This window comes from Kribbella sp. NPDC056861, assembly GCF_040687575.1.
GTDB lineage: Bacteria > Actinomycetota > Actinomycetes > Propionibacteriales > Kribbellaceae > Kribbella.
The window spans coordinates 279,295-297,557 of the sequence record NZ_JBFBNQ010000006.1 but is presented as its reverse complement, the minus strand read 5'-3'; the positions used below and the strand labels follow the sequence as shown (position 1 = coordinate 297,557).

At 68.4% G+C, this 18,263-nt stretch carries 17 protein-coding genes; 4 read left to right on the top strand and 13 right to left on the bottom strand.

Annotation, left to right across the window (positions count from 1 at the left end):
* Window positions 1–87: 87 nt before the first annotated feature.
* Together AB0P21_RS29570 and nhaA are read right to left on the bottom strand one after the other, a co-directional pair.
* Window positions 88–486 (bottom strand): phage holin family protein, encoded by a 399-nt coding sequence (locus AB0P21_RS29570; RefSeq protein WP_363700506.1) that lies wholly within the window; start codon window positions 484–486, stop codon window positions 88–90.
* Window positions 487–544: 58 nt separating this feature from the next.
* On the bottom strand, window positions 545–1,750 hold the full coding sequence (gene nhaA, locus AB0P21_RS29565; protein WP_363700505.1) for a Na+/H+ antiporter NhaA: 1,206 nt from the start codon (window positions 1,748–1,750) through the stop codon (window positions 545–547).
* A 296-nt stretch (window positions 1,751–2,046) separates the two neighbouring features.
* On the opposite strand from nhaA, the gene AB0P21_RS29560 reads away from it, so the two are divergent.
* Window positions 2,047–2,805, top strand: a complete 759-nt coding sequence (locus tag AB0P21_RS29560; RefSeq protein WP_363700504.1) for a GntR family transcriptional regulator — start codon at window positions 2,047–2,049, stop codon at window positions 2,803–2,805.
* 6 nt (window positions 2,806–2,811) lie between these two features.
* Here the strand turns inward: AB0P21_RS29560 and AB0P21_RS29555 are convergent, their stop codons facing one another.
* The 7 genes from AB0P21_RS29555 to AB0P21_RS29525 form a co-directional block, all read right to left on the bottom strand.
* Window positions 2,812–3,486, bottom strand: a complete 675-nt coding sequence (locus AB0P21_RS29555; protein ID WP_363700503.1) for an SIS domain-containing protein — start codon at window positions 3,484–3,486, stop codon at window positions 2,812–2,814.
* A 59-nt stretch (window positions 3,487–3,545) separates the two neighbouring features.
* Window positions 3,546–5,960, bottom strand: a complete 2,415-nt coding sequence (locus tag AB0P21_RS29550) for a sialidase family protein (RefSeq protein WP_363700502.1) — start codon at window positions 5,958–5,960, stop codon at window positions 3,546–3,548.
* 69 nt (window positions 5,961–6,029) lie between these two features.
* Complete coding sequence (locus tag AB0P21_RS29545; protein ID WP_363700501.1) at window positions 6,030–6,470, bottom strand: hypothetical protein; 441 nt, start codon at window positions 6,468–6,470, stop codon at window positions 6,030–6,032.
* Window positions 6,471–6,488: 18 nt separating this feature from the next.
* Complete coding sequence (locus tag AB0P21_RS29540) at window positions 6,489–6,704, bottom strand: hypothetical protein (protein WP_363700500.1); 216 nt, start codon at window positions 6,702–6,704, stop codon at window positions 6,489–6,491.
* A gap of 47 nt (window positions 6,705–6,751) precedes the next feature.
* The gene (acs, locus tag AB0P21_RS29535) at window positions 6,752–8,686 is read right to left on the bottom strand and encodes an acetate--CoA ligase (protein ID WP_363701263.1); all 1,935 of its coding nucleotides are present in this window, start codon (window positions 8,684–8,686) and stop codon (window positions 6,752–6,754) included.
* Window positions 8,687–8,924: 238 nt separating this feature from the next.
* Window positions 8,925–9,608, bottom strand: coding sequence for a hypothetical protein (locus tag AB0P21_RS29530; RefSeq protein ID WP_363700499.1), 684 nt, complete (start codon window positions 9,606–9,608; stop codon window positions 8,925–8,927).
* Window positions 9,609–9,653: 45 nt separating this feature from the next.
* Window positions 9,654–10,337: a hypothetical protein gene (locus AB0P21_RS29525; protein WP_363700498.1), complete on the bottom strand. Its 684-nt coding sequence runs from the start codon at window positions 10,335–10,337 to the stop codon at window positions 9,654–9,656.
* Between the two features lie 236 nt (window positions 10,338–10,573).
* On the opposite strand from AB0P21_RS29525, the gene AB0P21_RS29520 reads away from it, so the two are divergent.
* Window positions 10,574–10,717, top strand: coding sequence for a hypothetical protein (locus AB0P21_RS29520; protein WP_363700497.1), 144 nt, complete (start codon window positions 10,574–10,576; stop codon window positions 10,715–10,717).
* Window positions 10,718–10,719: 2 nt separating this feature from the next.
* Here the strand turns inward: AB0P21_RS29520 and AB0P21_RS29515 are convergent, their stop codons facing one another.
* Entirely contained in the window at window positions 10,720–11,169 is a 450-nt protein-coding gene (locus tag AB0P21_RS29515) for a MarR family transcriptional regulator (protein WP_363700496.1), read from the bottom strand.
* A 117-nt stretch (window positions 11,170–11,286) separates the two neighbouring features.
* On the opposite strand from AB0P21_RS29515, the gene AB0P21_RS29510 reads away from it, so the two are divergent.
* Window positions 11,287–11,703, top strand: coding sequence for a MarR family transcriptional regulator (locus tag AB0P21_RS29510; RefSeq protein ID WP_363700495.1), 417 nt, complete (start codon window positions 11,287–11,289; stop codon window positions 11,701–11,703).
* On the opposite strand, the gene AB0P21_RS29505 is transcribed toward AB0P21_RS29510, so the two are convergent.
* The gene (locus AB0P21_RS29505; RefSeq protein WP_363700494.1) at window positions 11,704–12,663 is read right to left on the bottom strand and encodes a superoxide dismutase; all 960 of its coding nucleotides are present in this window, start codon (window positions 12,661–12,663) and stop codon (window positions 11,704–11,706) included.
* A 103-nt stretch (window positions 12,664–12,766) separates the two neighbouring features.
* Between AB0P21_RS29505 and AB0P21_RS29500 the strand changes: the two genes are divergently transcribed.
* Entirely contained in the window at window positions 12,767–13,783 is a 1,017-nt protein-coding gene (locus tag AB0P21_RS29500; RefSeq protein WP_363700493.1) for a winged helix-turn-helix domain-containing protein, read from the top strand.
* 82 nt (window positions 13,784–13,865) lie between these two features.
* Here the strand turns inward: AB0P21_RS29500 and AB0P21_RS29495 are convergent, their stop codons facing one another.
* Together AB0P21_RS29495 and AB0P21_RS29490 are read right to left on the bottom strand one after the other, a co-directional pair.
* Entirely contained in the window at window positions 13,866–14,381 is a 516-nt protein-coding gene (locus AB0P21_RS29495; RefSeq protein WP_363700492.1) for a hypothetical protein, read from the bottom strand.
* A 210-nt stretch (window positions 14,382–14,591) separates the two neighbouring features.
* A complete protein-coding gene (locus tag AB0P21_RS29490; protein ID WP_363700491.1) occupies window positions 14,592–18,197 on the bottom strand; it encodes a discoidin domain-containing protein in 3,606 nt (1,201 codons plus the stop codon).
* Between the last annotated feature and the right edge of the window lie 66 nt (window positions 18,198–18,263).

The window sequence follows — 18,263 nt, the reverse complement described above, 5'->3', positions numbered from 1 at the left end:
GAATGCGACCACGGCCCGTCGACGAGCAGATCGGAGACCCCAGCGGGACTCAGTGGTCAGCTCGCGACGATCGTCCGGCGCTGACCACTAGTCGCCCTTGCCGATCGCCTTGAGCGCCTCGACCGACTCCTTCGAGGTCTCGATCGCGCGCTGCGGGCCCTTCGCCTTGCTGAGCAGGTTCTTGCCGACCAGCACCAGCACGGCCGCGATCAGAAGGTAGACCACGGCAACGATCAGGAACGCGAGCGCCGGGTGCAGGCCGAGCGCGTGCACGCCGTACGCCGCGGCGATGGACAGCAGGATGACCGCCAGCAGCCCGAGGAAGCCGGCGGCGCCGAACAGGCCCGCGCCGGTGCCGGCCTTGACCGCGGTCGACTTCAGCTCCGACTTGGCCAGCTCGAGTTCGCTGCGGACCAAGCTGGACAGATCCTTGCTGGCGTTGGCGACAAGTTGCCCGACAGTGGGCTCATCATCGGTCTGCCCCATCGACATGGCGCTCCTTCCACACGGGTCCGGTGCCCCGACACTAGCCTGTACCCGCCGCTCATTCCTCGGCGTACGCGCGGTTGCGACGCAACAGCAGTGCGGCAGCGATCAGCGCGGACAGCAGTGACGCCACCAGGACCGCGGCTTTGGCGCGTTCGATCTGGGCCACGTCGTCGCCGAAGGCGAGCTGGGCGATCAGCAACGCGACCGTGAATCCGATCCCGGCCAGCACCGAGACCGCGCCGACGTCGCGCCAGGCGAGGTCGGAGTTCAGCTCGGCCTTGGTGAACCGCGCGGTCAGCCAGGAGCCGCCGAAGACGCCGATCACCTTGCCGGCCATCAGCCCGGCGACCACGCCGATCGCGACCGGGTCGGTCAGCATCGCGCGCAACGCGTCGCCGCCCAGCGTCACGCCGGCGGCGAACAGCGCGAACACCGGTACCGCGACGCCGGCCGACCACGGCCGCAGCCGATGCTCCAGCCGCTCGGCCGGCGACCTCTCCTCGCCCGGATCCGGCAGCACCCGCGTCATCAGCCCCATCGCGACACCGGCGATCGTGGCGTGGATGCCCGACTCGTGCATGAACCACCAGGCCGCCAGGACGACCGGCACGTACAGCAGCGGCGTACGGAATCTGAGGCGTTGCAGGAGGTAGAACGCCGCGATCAGGGCGAGTGCGGCCAGCAGCGCGAGCAGGTTGAGGCCGTGCGAGAAGAACGCGGCGATCACCAGGATCGCGCCGAAGTCGTCGACCACCGCCAGGGTGAGCAGGAACGCCCTGAGTGCGCTGGGCAACGACCGGCCGACGATCGCCAGCACTGCCAGGGCGAACGCGATATCCGTTGCCGTCGGCACCGCCCAGCCGTGCGGCTTGCCGTTGTCGGCCGTCAGGTTGATGACGGCGTAGATCAGGGCCGGCGCCGCCATCCCGCAGAACGCCGCGACCACCGGTACGACGGCCTCGCTGATCTTCGACAGGGTGCCGACCACGAGTTCGCGCTTGAGCTCGACCCCGGCCAGGTAGAAAAACAGGGTCAGTGCGCCGTCGGTGGCCCACTGCTCGACCGTCAACGGGCCGAGCTGGGCGTCGCGCAGGTGGTGGTAGCCGTCCTGCCAGGGCGAGTTGGCCCAGACCAGCGCGATGATCGCGGCGCCGACCAGGACCAGGCCGCCGGTCGTCTCGGCGCGCAGGGTGTCGGCCAGGAAGGCGCGCTCGGACCCCAGGATGCGGGGAAAAGCTCGTCGTTTCTGCAGCAGCCGCACAGGGCTGCTCCTTTCGGTCGGGGCGTGATCGGACCAATCGCCGACCAGACTTCCCGGCACACCAAGCGCGGAGCGGGCCCCGGCTATCGGTCGATTCTAGCCGTCATCACGCTCTGTAGGTCGTGCATATCGTCAAAGTTACCTGGGTACTGCGAAGATGATTACTGGCCGACCTGGGGTGCCGGACAGTACTGTCGGCATTAGTAGTGGTCTAGTAGAAAACTTTCAGGAGCACGACGTGGCTCGCGACCCCCGGCAACCGGTTTGCCGGGCACATTCCCAGGGATACTGACGTCATGGCCCGCCCAAGGAACAACCCCGGTGACCTCGCCGAACTCCCTACGGAGCTACGGACCGACCGGCCGAAGGGTGACCAGATCCGCGAGATTCTGGAGACCCTCACCCGCAGTCTCACGGCCGGCACGGTGCTGCCGTCCGAGCGTGTTCTGGCCGAGCGCTTCGGCGTCGCCCGGATGACGGTCCGCCAGGAGGTGGACCGGGTGGTGGCCGAAGGTCTGGCCGCCCGCCGGCCAGGCGGAGGCACGTTCGTCGCCGAGCCACGGCCGGCCCGGATGCTGACCTCGTCGTTCAGCCAGGACATGCGCGCCCGCGGCATCACGCCCGGCGCCAAGGTGCTGGAGCACACCGTCGGTACTGCGGACGAGGCGCTCGCTGCCGAGCTCGAAGAGCCCGTCGGCACACCGGTGCTGCACCTGGTCAGGCTGCGCACCGCTGACGGCGAGCCGATGGCCATCGAGCGCACGTCACTGTCGCTGCGTCGCTATCCCGGCCTGGACGAGCTGAACCTCGAAGAGGTCTCCCTCTACGACTCGTTGGCGACTCGCTGGGGGGTCACGCTCGGCATGGTCTCCGCCTCGATCGTGGCCGCGCCGCCGGACGCTGCCGACTCCGAGATTCTCGGAATCGACTCCAGCATCCCGTGCCTGATCATCACCTCCGCTCCGCGCACCGCGTCGGGCGAAGTGATCGAATTCGGCCGCTCGGTCTACCGATCCGACCGCTACGACATCACCGTCGCCTACCGCGCCACCTGAGCCGGCTCAGGCGTTCAAGCTCCGCAGTACGTCGGGCGTGTGGCCGCGCCCGGCGAGCAAGCTGACGACCTCGACGGTGAGCGCCTGCGCGAGCAGCGCGCCCACAACGGTCGAGGTCGATCCGGTCTTCTCCGGACTGCCGTCGATCTCGATCAACGCGTCACCAGGCACCCCACAGTTGTCGATGACAACATCCGCGAGCTCGAACAACCGCAGCCCCGACGGCGCCCGCGACTCCACCGCTGCGCTGTGCGCCATCGAGGTCAACGCGATCACCTTCGCCCCGACCTCCCGCGCCCCCTGCGCGAACTCCACCGGTACTGCGTTCCGCCCGGAGTTCGACGCCACCAGCACGACATCACCGGCCGCGATCTCGTTCACCTGCAGCAACACCTCGGCCAACCCACCGAGCCGCTCCAGCAACGAACTCTTCCGCAGCCCCTCGTGCAGCATCAGCCCCGGCTCCAGCACCGCCCGCACACTCGCCAGCCCACCAGCCCGCCCGTACAACTCCTCGGCGATCAGATGACTGTGCCCGGTCCCGAACACCCAGAACGTCTTCCCGCCGACCAATGCGTCGGCCACCAGCCCGGCGGCAATGCGCACTGCCCCCACCTGTGACCGCGCTGCCTCGGCAGCCAACGCCAACGCCTTCTCCAAGTACTCCTCAGCCGCACCCATGCCAAGAACCTATCGGTCCGCGACGCCTCCACCGGAAACCCAAGTAGACCAATTACGTCCTATTTCGGCAGCTCGATCTCCTGCGTGTAGTCCGTGCCGCCGGAGGGCGGAATGTCGAAGGCGGTCGCCAGCAGCTTCCCGTCCTGAACAACCGCCGACGTGATCCCCTGCCGCCCAGGGCCAGTACTGCGCTTGTCGGGCAGAGGCAGCCGTGTCCAGGCGCGTCCGTCTCGGCTGAACCAGACAGCAGCATCGATCTGGTCGTTGAGTCCTTGATAGCCAAGGGCAACCACACCGTTGGGCACCGGGACCAAGGTATGGGCGAACGCGCTGCTTGGTTCGGCGACCGGGCCGGCCGACCAGGTGAGACCGCCGTCCTTCGAAGTCCAACTGGTCCAGCCGCTTTCGACATCGCCCACCGACCGGTGGTACTCGCCGATCGCGACCAGGGTGTTGCCGATCCTCTCCAACGCCCGGACGTTCGCCGAGTACGCCTTCTTGGGGAGTGGCAGCAGTACCAGAGACGACCAGTTGTCGCCGTCGGCCGACAACCAGACCGCTGGGCCGTTGGCTCCCGCCCGGCCGCCTGCGACGAATCTCGAACCGACAGCGAGAACGCTGGTCATTTCTGCGATCGCGCCCTCCGAACTGCGCAGATTCTGTGCCGGCGTCCGACGGGTGTCGGAATCCTTCTCCGGTGGCAGCACCCGGCCGCCGCGACCTTCGGTCCAGGTCTTGCCGTCCTTCGAGCGCATCGACCAGGCGTCGTAGTGGCCGTCCCCGTCGTGACGCTGCCCGACGACCACCCAGCCGCCCGGACCGACCGCGACCGCCTGCGGACTCGGCCCGCCGTACGACGAGCCGGCCAAGGTCCCGAAGATCGGCGATTCGCTCTCGACCCAGCGGCCCGCCAGGTCGCGAACCCAGACCGCGGCGCGCTCCCCGATGGTCGGGTACTTCGTGCCGACGGCGACTACCCGGCCGTCAGTGGTCGGCGCGGCGTCGGCCAGGCGCAGCTCCACACCGTTCTTGCGGCCCGGCAGAGTGCTTGCCTGCCACTCGCCGGTTGTCCGGGTCCAAGCGGTCGGAGCGTCGGAGATGTCACCGACGACGACGAGTTCCTTGCCGGTGCTCAGGATGCGATGGAGGGAGGTCGAGGGCCGGCCTGCTGACGCCTCGGCCGGCAGGCTGGTGGGGAGGACCGCGCCGTCGTGATAGCGCCAGGCCCTGGGCTCGATGCTCCCGCTCCGGTCGCTCGACCCGACCAGGACGACATCGGCGCCTACCGCAACGGAATCGGTGACGATCTGGCTACCCCGGCTGTGTTGGCTCTCGGTGTCGGTGCGATCAGTGAGTAGCCCCCAATTCGATCCGGCGGCCACTGTGACGTCTACCGTGGCGGCCTTTGTCTGGCTCGTCGCCACCCAGTCCTGGCCTGCCTTGGTCAAAGTTCCGGGAGAATCGTCGTAGTCCGAGCCGAGCAGCCACGGTTTCGCGGCGACTCGCCAGGAGCTTCCGGACGGCCCACCCTCCAGGACGATGCCGTCCCAGGAGCCGTCGTCGGCGTACCCGTCGCCTTGGACGAGTGCGACGAACTTCCCGTCGCCGGCCGCGAGCACGTTGTTGTACACCACTGACGCGGTCGCCACCTCGCCCTGGACGGATGAGCTTCGGAAGCTCGCTCCGGCATCGGTCGAGAACCAGAACTGCAGCCGGTCCGTCTGCTTGGCGTCGCCCGGCGTGGACAGGTTTCCGCTGATCACCACCGTCTTGCCGACGGCAACGATCTGCGCCGCGGACACGTCTCCGTTGACGGTCGGCTTGAGGCCGATGGCCGGTCCGGTTGCGCGGCGCCAGGACAACCCGTCGGTGGACTGCCAGTAGATCAGGTGGTCGTCGTAGCCTGCTGCCGGGAGCGGGCTGTCGCCGACGATCGCGAACCCGGTCTTGGTCGCGGTGATCGCGGTCAGTTGGTCGGTGGCAGTGAAGACCTTCCGGTCGAGCATCTGCCGCTGCCACGAATCGCCGTCCTTGCTGTGCCAGAGCACCGGCCGATTGTTCGAGGAGCCGATGGCCACGAAGCCACTCGGTCCGGCCGCGACGTCGGTCGCGCTCTCGAAGGTGCCTGACCTGTCGGTCGACTCCTTGTCCAGGTCGCGTCTGGTCCAGCTACCTCCGGCGTCCGCGCTGGACAGGAACAGTGGACGGCTGACCTTCGCGGACAGATCGGTTCCGACCGCCACCACCGCTCGGCCCCGGACCGCAACAGCTTCCAGCGTCTGGTTGGTCCGGTCGCCAGGCGCCTGCGTCCTGTCCGCCTCTTGCGGTGTTTTCGGCACGTCGAAAACGATCGGTTGCGCCGATGTCACGCTGGTCAGGGACTTCCTTCCGTTGCCCGACGTGCAGCCGGCGGCGGCGAGACCGAGCGCGAGTACCAGACCTGTGGTGACGATGCGGAGCCCCAGACGCTTCATGCCCGGAAGTCTAGGGAAATCGCACCTGGTCGCGTCGGCGTCGTCAGCCGGCCTGTGGATAACTACGCGTCAGAGCTGCGAGGCCAGGACGCCGAGGGCGAAGGCGGTGCCGGCCAGGCTGAGCATGATGGTGGCCAGGGTGATCAGTTGGCGTTGCAGGGCTGGGCGTTCTGCTTCGGTGGCGAAGATGCGGCGGGGCCAGTGGCGCCAGGAGACGAACCAGAAGATGGCTGTTGCGGCCAGCAGCAGAACGGCTTTCAGGGCGTGGATCCACCAGTGCCGGTGGTCCAGCAGGAGCAGGACGATGCCGGAGACAGCGATCACGCCGATCAGGGCGAGGACCTTGTAGCGGTTGCCTGAGGCAATTACTGCGGTGAGGCGCTCGCGGTCCTCGTCGCGGCCGGCGAAGTACTTCTTCAGCTTCGGCTGGACGACGAAGAGCGAGTAGGCCATCCCGCCCACCCAGGCGGCGGCCAGGCCGGCGTGGATGATGGCGATCAGGGCGGTCACGCGGTGATCATGCCACGGCTACCTGTTGCGGGGGTGGTTCTTGCCCATCCGCTCGTTGCCGCGTTTGTAGTTGCCGGTCCAGCGGGCCATCACTTCCTGCGGGTCGTCGTCGACCTCGGCGAGGAACTCGGCGGCGCGGGCGCCGCGCAGTACGGTGGCCGGCTTGCCGTGGTGGGTGATCCGGACCGTCCCGTCGGGGCGGGCCAGGTAGTCGAATCCGTTGGGTGCCGGCACCGGGCCATTCCAGCAGGAGTGGCCCGGTGCGGCAACCGCATTAACGGCTAGTCGTCGTCGGACTTGCCGGCGTCGAGGTTGGTCTTGATCAGGTCCATCACGGTGCTGTCGGCCAGCGTGGTGACGTCGCCGACCTCGCGGTTCTCGGCCACGTCGCGGAGCAGTCGGCGCATGATCTTGCCGGAGCGGGTCTTCGGCAGCTCGGCCACGATCATGATCTGGCGGGGCTTGGCGATCGGGCCGATCTCCTTGGCGACGTGGTTGCGGAGCTCCTGGACCACGTCCGGGCCGCCGTCGCCGGCCTCGGTGCGGAGGATGACGAAGGCCGCGATCGCCTGGCCGGTGGTCGGGTCGGAGGCGCCCACCACGGCGGCCTCGGCGACCTTCGGGTGGGAGACCAGGGCGGACTCGATCTCGGTGGTGGAGAGCCGGTGACCGGACACGTTCATCACGTCGTCCACCCGGCCGAGCAGCCAGATGTCGCCGTCCTCGTCCTTCTTGGCGCCGTCGCCCGCGAAGTACACGTTCGGCCAGCGCGACCAGTACGTGTCCTTGTACCGCTGGTCGTCGCCCCACAGGGTGCGCAGCATCGCCGGCCACGGCTTGTCGATGATCAGGTAACCGCCGGAGCCGTTCGGGACCGACTCGCCCGCGTCGTCGACGACATCCACGCTGACGCCCGGGATCGCCTTCATCGCCGCGCCCGGCTTGCCGGCGGTGACGCCCGGCAGCGGCGAGATCATGTGCATCCCGGTCTCGGTCTGCCACCAGGTGTCGACCACCGGCGCCTTGTTGCCGCCGATGTTCTCCCGGTACCAGATGTAGGCCTCGGGGTTGATCGGCTCGCCGACCGACCCGATCACGCGCAGGGTGGAGAGGTCGAACTTCTCCGGGATCTCCTTGCCCCACTTCATGAAGGTGCGGATCGCCGTCGGCGCGCAGTACAGGATGGAGACCTTGTACTTCTGGATGATCTCCCACCAGCGGCCCTGGTGAGGGGTGTCCGGGGTGCCTTCGTAGAGCACCGAGGTGGTCGCGTTCGCCAGGGCGCCGTAGACGATGTAGCTGTGGCCGGTGACCCAGCCGATGTCGGCGGCGGTCCAGTAGACGTCCGTGTCGGGCTTGAGGTCGAAGACGGCCCACTGCGTGTACGACGTCCCCACCAGGTAGCCGCCGGTGGTGTGCAGGATGCCCTTCGGCTTGCCGGTGCTGCCCGAGGTGTACATCACGTACAGCGGGTGCTCGGCGTCGAACGCCTCCGGCGTGTGCTCGGTGGACTGCTTGCCGACGAAGTCGTCCCACCACAGGTCGCGGTTCTCGACCATCGCGGTGTCCTGGCCGGTGCGCTTGGCAACGATCACGTTGCGGACGTCCGGGCAGTCGACCAGCGCGGCGTCGACGGCCGGCTTCAGCGCGGCCGGGGCACCACGGCGGTAGCCGCCGTCGGAGGTGATCACGACCCGGGCGTCGCAGTCCAGGATCCGGCCCTTGAGCGCGTCGGCGGAGAAGCCGCCGAAGATCACCGTGTGCGGCGCGCCGATCCGGGCGCAGGCCAGCATCGCGATCACGGTCTCGGGAATCATCGGCATGTAGATGGCGACCACGTCGCCGGCCTGGACGTTCAGCTCGAGCAGCGCGTTGGCCGCCTTGCTGACCTCGTCCTTGAGCTGGCTGTAGGTGATCTCGCGGGTGTCGCCGGGCTCACCCTCGAAGTAGTAGGCGACCCGGTCGCCGAGCCCGTTCTCGACGTGCCGGTCGACACAGTTGTACGCCGCGTTGAGCTTGCCGTCGGCGTACCACTTGGCGAACGGCGCGTTGCTCCAGTCCAGCGTCTCGGTGGGCTCGACCGCCCAGCTGATCCGCTTGGCCTGCTCCGCCCAGAAGCCCTCGTAGTCGGCGTCGGCTGCCGCGTAGGCGTCCGCCTTGACGTTCGCGTTCGCGGCGAGCTCGGCGGGCGGATCGAAGCGGCGCTCCTCGTGCATCAGGTTCGACAGGGCATCGGAGGGGTTGGACTCGGAACTGGTCACGGCGCGGACTCCTCGTTGAGAGCTGCAAGACAGACGGAACGGCACAGCGCTCCAGGCCCCCTTTCTACCAACGCCGGACCACCCGCGGTACTGGTGCCTCGCCCAGCAGGCCGCTATCTGCGCCGAACGGCCGGTACTGCGCCCGCCGTCACGGGTACAGGACCGGCCGCCGGAGCAACAGGGTCAGCCGGCGTCAGCAGTCGCCGAGGCGCTTGCGGGCCAGGTCGCGGATCTTGGTGATGAACAGGTCCGGCAGCGTGGTGGCCGGGCCGGTGCACAGGATGGTGCCCTCCTCGGGGGAGGTGAAGGCCGAGAAGTACAGGGTGTGTGACTTCCAGCCGATCGGCACGCTCGGGTACGGGTAGCGCTGGCACTCGGTGTAGGAGTCGAGACCGCTGACCTCCTGGACACCGCGGTACAGGCCGTAGTACCCGGGCTGGTTGAAGCTCCACGACATCGTGGTGGTGTGGCTGGTGCTCTTCGAGCCGGTGGTGACCACGCTGTAGTTGTAGCTCGCCTTGACCGAGGCCGAGACCTTGGCGAAGATCGCGCCGGCCTCGGCCGACGCGGTCACCTCGACGCCGACCGAGTTGGTCACCGCGCGGGTCACGGTTTCCACCTCCGTCAGGGTGTCGGTCCGGGTGCCGGTGGTGCCGGGCGCGATGTTGATCGCGATCTGGTCGGTGACGACCGGCTTGAGGTTGATGGTCGGGCCGTTGAAGCCCCAGACCTTCTGGCCGATCTGACTGGCGCTACAGGGGGCGCCGTCGATCGGGTAGGGGTCGGCCTGAGCGCTGTTGACCAGCGATACGGACAACAGCACGCCGGCGACCAGGGTGGCGGCGCCGGCACGGGCGATCCGGGGGAATCGGGACATGGGTGGACTTCTCTCAACGAGTGGGGCGGGGGGCGGGAGGGTGGGTCAGCAGTCGCCGAGGCGCTTGCGGGCCAGATCGCGGATCTTGGTGATGAAGATGTCCGGCAGCGTGGTGGCCGGGCCGGTGCAGAGGATGGTGCCCTCCTCCGGGGAGGTGAACATGTTGAAGTTCAGCGTCCGGACCTTCCAGCCGATCGGCACGCTGGGGTACGGGTAGCGGATGCACTCGGTGTACTGGTCGTAGCCGCTGACCTGCTGGACGCCGCGGTACAGGCCGTAGTACCCGGGCTGGTTGAAGTTCCAGGTCACCGCGGTGGTCTTCGAGGTGGACTTCGAGCCGGTGGTGACGACGGTGTAGTTGTACGTCGCCTTGACCGAGGTCGAGACCTTGGCGAAGATCACGCCGGCCTCGGCGGAGGCGGAGACCTCGACGCCGACCGAGTTCGTCACCGCCCGGGTCACCGTCTCGACCTCGGTCAGGGTGTCGGTCCGGGTGCCGGTGGTGCCGGGCGCGATGTTGATCGCGACCTGGTCGGTGATCACCGGCTTGATGTTGATCTGCGGACCGGAGTAGCTCCAGACCTTCTGGCCGAGCTGGCTCGAGCTGCACGACGCTCCGTCGATCGGCGGCGGATCGGCGGAGGCGGCGACGGTCAGGACGGTGGACAGCAGCAAGCCGCCGGCCAGTGCGGCGACGGCAGCGCGCGCGGCCTTGGTGACTGATGACATGGGCGGTGTCTCCTCGTGAGGTCCGATCGGGCGTGGCGAAACGCCTTGGATCGAGAAGGGGGCGGGCGGCGTCGAGAGACGCCAGCGCGGAGTCAAGCAGTCGCTGTTGGTAGCGGCAAGAACTTGCACAAGTTCGGCAAGAACTGGGCCGAAAGGTAAGGGTTTCACTTCGATTCGACGGGAACCGTTGGTGCCCGCCGCGCATCTGAGCTGATGTGTCGTTCGAAGGAGTCGGTATGTACCAGCAGGCTGAGACGGTCGCAGCACAACCGGTCCAGTGGCGTCGGCCGTCCCGAGCCGCCCGCCGTCGGGTGCACGCTCGCGAGCACCGGGTCCGCCGGACCCAGCGCGCCGCTCGCGCGCTGCTGCCGACCTGGTGAGGTCAGTGCTGGTGGTGTCGTAACACCTTGCCGAGCAACTCGGCGAGCTGGTCCCGCTCCGAGGGGGTGAGCGGGGCGAACAGCTCATCCTGGGCGGCCCGGACCAGGGTGTCGAGCCGCTCGCGCTGCTGCTCGCCGGCCGGTGTCAGGGTGATGATGTTGCGCCTGCCGTCGGCCGGATCGGGTGAGCGTACGACGTACCGGAGATCGGCCAGCTCGTTGATCGCCGCCACCACGTCGCTGCGATCGATCCCGGTTCGCCGGCCGAGCGAGGCCTGACTGGCCGGCCCGTACTCCGACAAGGTCGCGAGCAGCCGGTAGTGGTACCCACGCGCGTTGCCCGCGGCGAACGTCTCGGCGATGATCCGCTGCGCGTGCAGCGCACTCTGCGTGAGCAACCAGCTGGGCATGGCCGCCAGGTCGCTCGGTCCCGCTTCTTCACCGATCGCCACCCGCGGAGTCTATATTCCGGCCGACGTTTGCAGGTTCCTGCAAACCACCGGTCTCTGGCCGCCGTCGAGCCCGGAACCATGTCACGATGCGCATTCGGTCGTGACGGGGGTGGTCGGATGGAGCAGGAAACCCTGCAGCTGTTGGTCGGCATGCACCGGGTGGTGCGTCATCTGCGCCGGACGAGGGTGACCAGCGTTCTGCACCCGACCCAGTTCATCGCGCTGCTGGTGATCGGCGACGAGCAGCCGATCCGGATCGGCGAGCTCGCGCACCGGGTGCCGTGTTCGCAGCCGACGGCGACCACCACCGTCGCCGGGCTGGAGGCGGCCGGGCTGGCGAACCGCCGGCCCGATCTGCAGGACGGTCGCGCCACCACCGTCGTACTGACTCCGCAGGGCGACGAGGTGGTCAAGGCCGTCGGGCGGGACGCGGTCGAGGACCTCACCAAGCTGCTCGACCGGCTCTCCGAGGACGACAAGGCGCTGGTGCTGTCGGCCGGCGCAGTGCTGTCCCGGATGGCCGACGACATCTGATCACTTGAGACCCGGCACCACCGACACCGTGTACGGCGGAGTGCCGGGCGCGGCGTCGAGCTGACTGTTCACCCAGAGCAGGCGGCCGCCGTCCCGCGCGATCGTGGTCGGCGTCGCATTTGTTGCCCCTGGCATCGAATCGGCGCGGATCTCGGCCGTCGTCCAGTCCCGGTCGAGGACCGCCAGCCGGGTCACGTACTTGCCACCGCCCGCGTTGTAGACGGCGTACAGGCGGCGTCCTTCGAGCAGGTAGCCGTCGCCGGACAGGATGCCGTTCGCGCCGGTGATCTCCAGCGTGCGCACGGCTTTGGTGCGCAGGTCGACCCGGTAGGTGACGTCCTGGCCCTGCTCTCCGACGAGCAGGTAGCGGCCGTCGGAGACGATGCCGTTCAGGAAGTACGGCGTCGGCTGGATCTTGTCGCGGGTCAGCCAGGGCTTCAGCTGGCCGATCCCGTCCTCGGTCAGGGCGGCCCGCCAGATCTGGTTGTGCGCCGAGTCGGTGACGTAGACGGCGTCCTCGGTGAAGGCGAAGTCGTTGAGGAAAGCGCCCTGTGAGGCCGGCCGGATCGCGAGTATCCGGCCGCGGGCGTCGTACATGTAGAGCTTGGAGGTGCCGGCCCCGGCGATCAGGACGCGACCCCAGCGGTCCACGTGGACGCCGGTTGCCGCAGTACGGCCGTCGCTTCCGGCGGGGAGGAACACTCGGAGCCTCGGGTTGCGGACCGTACCGCGGTAGACGGCGCCGGTGCCGACACTGGTCACATAGATGGTGCCGTTGCGGGTCACCTCGATGCCCTCCGGAGTGTCGCCTGGGGTGGTCGAGACGACGTAGGTCTCCGGGCGCGGATGCTGCTCCTGATGGGTTTGGCGCGCTGGGCGGGCCTGGGCGCCAGGCGGTGCGGTCACGGCGATGAAGGGAGCGGCCAGCAGGGCAGTGGTGGCGGTGCGTCTGCGGATCATGGGATCAGGGTGGCCGCCGGGCGAGGGGGCGTTCGACCGGTTTCGGTCTGGGCCGAAGGACTAACGCGGCGCGGTCGCCACCGGCGGCAGGCACAATCGGAGTATGTACCGGATCCACTTCACCCCGGCGGACCTGGCCCGAGTGACGTTCCCGGCCGAGCCGGATCCGCTCTGGGAGGCGGCGCTGGCGGCCCGGGCGCTCGGCGACCAGACGATCCCGTCGGTCGGACGCCGGTGGCGGCGAGAGGCGGCGCCGCTGCTCCGGCCGTCGATGAAGCCGCTCTTCAAGCTGATCAGCCCGTCCGGCTGGATCCCCGACTTCCTCACGCCCGAAGTACCGGCGACCGGACTGGACTCCGGCCTGGCGGTGCTGATGGACACCCCCGCCGACGTGATCCGCGACGAGCTCGGCCCGCACCTGCCGCCGGACATCGACCTGTTCATGCGCGGCCTGCTGGCCGGCGCCGCCGAGTCGCGACTGGCGCTCGGCAATGCCGTCCGCGAGTTCCACTCCGAAGTACTGACGCCCTCCGGACTCGAGCTCGAACGCCGCTACGGCGCCGACCTCGCACTCCGCTCCCGGGCGCTGCTGCAAGGCGGCGTCGAAGGCCTCCTGGCCGGGCTGCATCCCGACATCGAGTGGAACGCGCCGATCCTGGACGCCCACGGCCTCGGCCCCGGAAAGGTCTACAACCTCAACCTGGCAGGCCGCGGCCTGCTGCTCTACCCGTCCTCGCTTACCGCCGAGTTCCTGGTCCTGGACGTTCCCGGCCGCCGCCCGGTCCTGACTTACCCAGCCGCCGACCTCGCCTTCGACGACGAGATCGAAGCCGACGCCCTCGCCGACCTCCTCGGCCGCACCCGAGCCGCAGTACTCCGAGCCCTGCTCAGCGGCGCCAGCACCACCCAACTCTCCCGCCGCACCGGCATCTCGCTGGCCTCAGCCAGCGAACACGCCCGAGTACTCCGCAACGCCGGCCTCATCACCACCCACCGCACCGGCGGCACCGCGCACCACTCGCTCACGCTGACCGCGCATCGCTTGCTGACCACCGGGCAGCTGCGGGGCGTCTTGGGGCAGATCAAGAACCTGAAAGACATCACCAGCAACACCAGGTAAAGTAGCCAATGCCTGGGACAAGAGTCCTTCGGAAGTGAACCCGGCAGCTCACCGGACGGTGGACGAGCCGGGTTTTGCGCGTTCAGAGGTCTTTCACCTCACAGAGGCCCTGGATCATCCGCCGCCACTCCCCGCCGCGCATCCAGCACCAGGCGACTGCATCGGGCACCCACAACAGCGGATCCGCCTTGGCAGCGAGCAGATCCCACCGCAGCTTCCCGTGACATCCGAACCGATGCGTTGCCGCATTCAGCACCTTGCCGTCAGTGCCGTAGGTCGACTCGTCCCGCTCTACCACCAGACGCTCGGCCGTCGCGGCGTTGTCCCGGACGATCGCCTCCAGACATCGCTGCCGCGCCGCGGTGTTGTCCCTCTCGGCGTGGTAGATGTCGACCGTGAGTCGGAACTCCGAGATCGTCCGGACGATCTTCTTACGGTGTGGGTCGCGCTCGTGATTGAAGTGCAGGCGTTCCTGGCCTGGCAGCAGGAGGCTACGTAGAGCTTTCCGGTGCACGGCGACATCGTCTGCCTGGCAGCGCGCGGCGGCCATCAGGAGCCCGCGGGATTTGGTCTCGTCGACGAAGACATGGACTGGCATTGCTGGACTTCCCCCAGGGGCGCGGAATGCAAGATCCGAGCCTTGCAGATCCTGAGGGATTTACACGCAGCGATTGTCGGGGCATTTCGGGGCAGTTCGATCTGCCCCGGGATCTGCCCTGATGAATGCCACATCTTTGGTTTTACTGTTGTTCTGCAGGGGAGTGCGGCCGCCGGGTGAATGCACCCGGCGGCCGCGACTACCTACCAGTTAGTTGCGGACGATGGAGAACGTGCTGGTCGTGTTGCGGATGTCGACTGCGTTGTTGGACAGGGTGAGGTTGTTGAAGGTGGCGGTGCCGACGGCCGGGCCTTGGCCCGGTTCGGGCAGTTCGTTGGCCCAGATTCCGAAGCCGGATTTGGCGTCGAAGGCGTCGCCGGACTTGCGGGCGCCGGAGATCGAGACGTTGGTCAGGATCGTGTCGGCGACCGGGAACTGCGGGGAGGAGCCGACGTAGTTCGTCTGGAACATGATCCCGCTGTAGGTGGGATCGACGATGTCGACGTCGCTGATCCGGATGCCCTGGAAGACCTTCGAGGCGGAGAAGATCCAGATCCCCGGGAAGGTCTGGCCGTTCCAGAAGTGGCCGCCGGCCCGGACCACCGAGATGTTCTCCCAGCGGGTCGGTGGGGTGGCGCCGAAGCCGTTCATCGCGATGCCGAAGTCGAGCGAGCTGATCGTGATGCCGGAGTACGTCAGCATGTCCGCGACGTACAGGTTGCGGAACACGTTGTTGGTGCCGCCGTAGACCGCGAAGCCGGCCGCTCGCCAGGTCAGGGTCGCCGAGAGGTTCTCGAAGACGTTGTCCCGGACCTCGCCCCCGCCGCCGTCGACGGCGTTGAAGAGCGCGAAGCTGTCGTCACCGGTACTGCGGGCGTCGTTGTTGCTGACCGTGTTGCCGGCCGAGCCGTTGGTCATGTTGACGCCGTCGGCGAAGGTGTCGCGGATCCGCGAGTTCTTGATCGTGGAGTTGTCGGTGTTCGCACCCCAGTACAGGCAGACCATGTGCTCGACCCAGATGTTGTCGATGGTCATGTTCGCGGTGTTGGCGAAGTCGAAGACCTTGCCGGGGCCGTCGATCCGGGACGTGTAGTTGCCGAAGTAGGCGAAGCCGCTGAAGGTCGAGCCGTTCGCCGACGCCTCCGAGCGGAAGCCGACATCGGTGTTGTCCTGGGTCGTCGGCGACTGGAACCTGGTGTACCAGGGCCCGGCGCCGACCACCTTCACCGCCTTGCCGTAGACCTGGAACTTGCTCGAGGTCTGGTAGTCGCCGGCCGGCAGGAAGACGCCCTGCAGGGTGGTGCTCTGCCGGACCTGGTCGAGCGCGTTCTGCACGTCCTGCTGGCCGAAGCCGGCCGGTACGACGTACCCGGCGCCGGGGTTGGCGATCGGCGCGATCTGCTCGGTGTTGATGAAGTCGATCGCGTAGTTGGTGGTGTTCGCGGCGTCCTTCTGCAGCTTGATCTTGGTGCCGGCCGGGAAGGTCGCGTTCAGCTGGATGTTCGCCTCGTCGTAGATGTGCCGCGGCCCGGCGCCCGGGGAGTTGCCCGGGCTGGCCTCGGCGCCGTACAGCCAGGCGTACTTCGAGGTCAGCGGCAGCGCCTTGTGGAAGGTGCCGTTGACGTACACGTTGATGGTCGAGTTGATCCCGCCACCACCGGCCGAGTCCGGGATGGAGAACCGGGTGACCAGCGTGTTCGTGCTCGCCTTGGTGGTGAACTCGACGAACGAACCGGTCGAGTTCAGCGTGACCGCCTTCCGGCCGGACGCCTCACCGGCGAGGTCGCCGATGGTGCGGTTCGGGCCGACCACCAGACCGCCGCCACCGACCGAGGCGTCCTCGGCCTCCAGGTGGTCGTAGGGCATGTTCGCGCCGCGACCGACGAAGAGCGCCCGCTCGCTGGTGTTGTTGGTGCGCTTGACCGGCAGCTCGTTCGCGTCGTCGGCGAGCACGACGCGGACGGAGTACCGGCCGTTGGCCGCGACCCAGGTGCCGAGGTTGACCGGAGCCGTGGTGGCGCCGGCGGCAATCGCACCGGAGTACGAGGCGGTGAGGGTTTTGACCACCGTGCTGCCGTTCAGCACCGTCAGCGTGATGCCGTGCGCGCCGGCTGCCGAGGCGATGCTGCCCTGGTTCTTGATCGCGACCGAGAACGTCACGGTGCTGCCGGCCGTCGGGTTGCCCGGGCTCCAGCTGACCGCGGACGCGATCAGGTCCGAGCTCGCCACCGGGGTGACGACCAGCGGGCTGGCGGAGTTGCCGGTGTTGTTGGCGTCGTTCTGCTCGATGATCGTGTTCGCCTCGTCGACCTTGGCGCTGAGCGGGTAGCTGCCGGCGTCACGGGAGCCGATCGCTGCCGTCACCGTCGCGGAGGCGCCGGCGGCGAGAGCGCCGACGTTCGCCGTACCGACCTTGGTGGCGCCGAGGTAGAAGTTGACGTTGGTGGCTCCGGCTGCCGCGTTGCCGGTGTTGTTCACCCGCGCGGAGAGCGTGATCGTGTCGGTCTCGACCGGTGAGGTCGGGGTCCAGGTCACGTTGGAGACGGTGAGGTCCGGGTTCGGGGCGGGCACGCCCAGCACCTGGAACTCGGCCACCTGACCGGCGGGCGCACCGGTGTTGCCGGTGAAGTTCAGCCGTACGTCGGCCGCGCGTGCCGTCACCGGGATCGTCACGCTGTTGCCGCTGGACGGGCTGAAGTTGTACGTCGCGGACGGCACGATCGTGGTGAAGCCGGTCGCGCCCTGGTCGCGGCCGAGGATCGAGAAGGTCTGCGACCGGTTGCCCCAGGCACTGTCCGGGTTGAGCCGGACGACGACCGAGCTGAGCTCCGCGTTCGAGCCGAGCTGCACGGTCAGCGTGGCCGGGTTGGCGTTGCCCTCCCAGTAGGTCTGCACGTTGTCGTCGTTCGCGTTGGTCGCGACGAAGGTGTGCACGAAACCGGAGGCGCTGATCGGCTTGCCGAGTGCGAGGTTGCTGCCCGGCCCGCTGCTGCCGCCGCGGGTGACGGTGTTGCTGTTCGCCGACTGGTTGCCTGCGGCATCCTTCGCGCGGACGAAGTAGCTGACCGAGGCGCTGGCCGGCTGGTTGTCGGTGTAGGTCAGCACGCTGCCACCGAGGCTGGTGCGCAGCGCGCCGTTCGCGTACACGTCGTACCCGGTGACGCCGACGTTGTCGGTCGACGCGTTCCAGGTGAGCCGGATCTGGCCGGCGGCGGGCTCGGTGAAGGCCAGACTTCCCGGGGCGGTAGGAGCCTGGGTGTCACCGGTCGCCGGGCCGTAGACCTCGAGTTCGGACACCTGGCCCGCGGGCCAGCCGGTGTTGGCGGTGATCCGGATCCGGAGGTACCGCACGGTGGCGGCGCCGTAGTCGATGGTCACCGTGTTGCTCGGCGGGTTGAACGCGCGCGAGGCGGAGGCGGACAGGTCGTTGAAGTTCTGCCCGTCGCTGCTGCCCTGGACGGCGAGCGTCTGGTTGCGCGCGCCCCAGCCGTCGGTCGGCAGCTTCAGGACGACCTGGTTGGTGCTGACCGACGAGCCGAGGTCGACCTGGACCCACTGCGGGAAGGCGTTGTTGGCGCTCTCCCAGTAGGTGCCCTGGTTGCCGTCGGTCACGTTGGAGGCGACGTAGTTCTGGCTGACGCTGCTCGAGCTCGCGGACTTGCCGGCCGCGAGGTTGGGACCGGCCAGTACTGCGGCCGAGGCGGTCGCGCCGCGGCTGTGTGCGCCGGCCGCGGCGATCATCGGGCCGGCCGACAGCAACAGACTGCCGACGACCGTGGCGGCCAGCAGCCGCCACTTTCCACGTGTGGTTCTCATGGCATCCGGGGCCTCTCCGATGGGCGGGGGGTGGTGAGGGCGCAAAGGATTACGGCTGCCAAGAAA

Bases quoted from the DNA above. Each gene is read 5' to 3' on its own strand.
- AB0P21_RS29570 (WP_363700506.1), bottom strand. From the start codon at position 486: ATGGGGCAGACCGATGATGAGCCCACTGTCGGGCAACTTGTCGCCAAC.
- AB0P21_RS29560 (WP_363700504.1), top strand. From the start codon at position 2,047: ATGGCCCGCCCAAGGAACAACCCCGGTGACCTCGCCGAACTCCCTACG.
- AB0P21_RS29555 (WP_363700503.1), bottom strand. From the start codon at position 3,486: ATGGGTGCGGCTGAGGAGTACTTGGAGAAGGCGTTGGCGTTGGCTGCC.
- AB0P21_RS29550 (WP_363700502.1), bottom strand. From the start codon at position 5,960: ATGAAGCGTCTGGGGCTCCGCATCGTCACCACAGGTCTGGTACTCGCG.
- acs (WP_363701263.1), bottom strand. From the start codon at position 8,686: ATGCACGAGGAGCGCCGCTTCGATCCGCCCGCCGAGCTCGCCGCGAAC.
- AB0P21_RS29530 (WP_363700499.1), bottom strand. From the start codon at position 9,608: ATGTCCCGATTCCCCCGGATCGCCCGTGCCGGCGCCGCCACCCTGGTC.
- AB0P21_RS29525 (WP_363700498.1), bottom strand. From the start codon at position 10,337: ATGTCATCAGTCACCAAGGCCGCGCGCGCTGCCGTCGCCGCACTGGCC.
- AB0P21_RS29520 (WP_363700497.1), top strand. From the start codon at position 10,574: ATGTACCAGCAGGCTGAGACGGTCGCAGCACAACCGGTCCAGTGGCGT.
- AB0P21_RS29510 (WP_363700495.1), top strand. From the start codon at position 11,287: ATGGAGCAGGAAACCCTGCAGCTGTTGGTCGGCATGCACCGGGTGGTG.
- AB0P21_RS29505 (WP_363700494.1), bottom strand. From the start codon at position 12,663: ATGATCCGCAGACGCACCGCCACCACTGCCCTGCTGGCCGCTCCCTTC.
- AB0P21_RS29500 (WP_363700493.1), top strand. From the start codon at position 12,767: ATGTACCGGATCCACTTCACCCCGGCGGACCTGGCCCGAGTGACGTTC.
- AB0P21_RS29495 (WP_363700492.1), bottom strand. From the start codon at position 14,381: ATGCCAGTCCATGTCTTCGTCGACGAGACCAAATCCCGCGGGCTCCTG.
- AB0P21_RS29490 (WP_363700491.1), bottom strand. From the start codon at position 18,197: ATGAGAACCACACGTGGAAAGTGGCGGCTGCTGGCCGCCACGGTCGTC.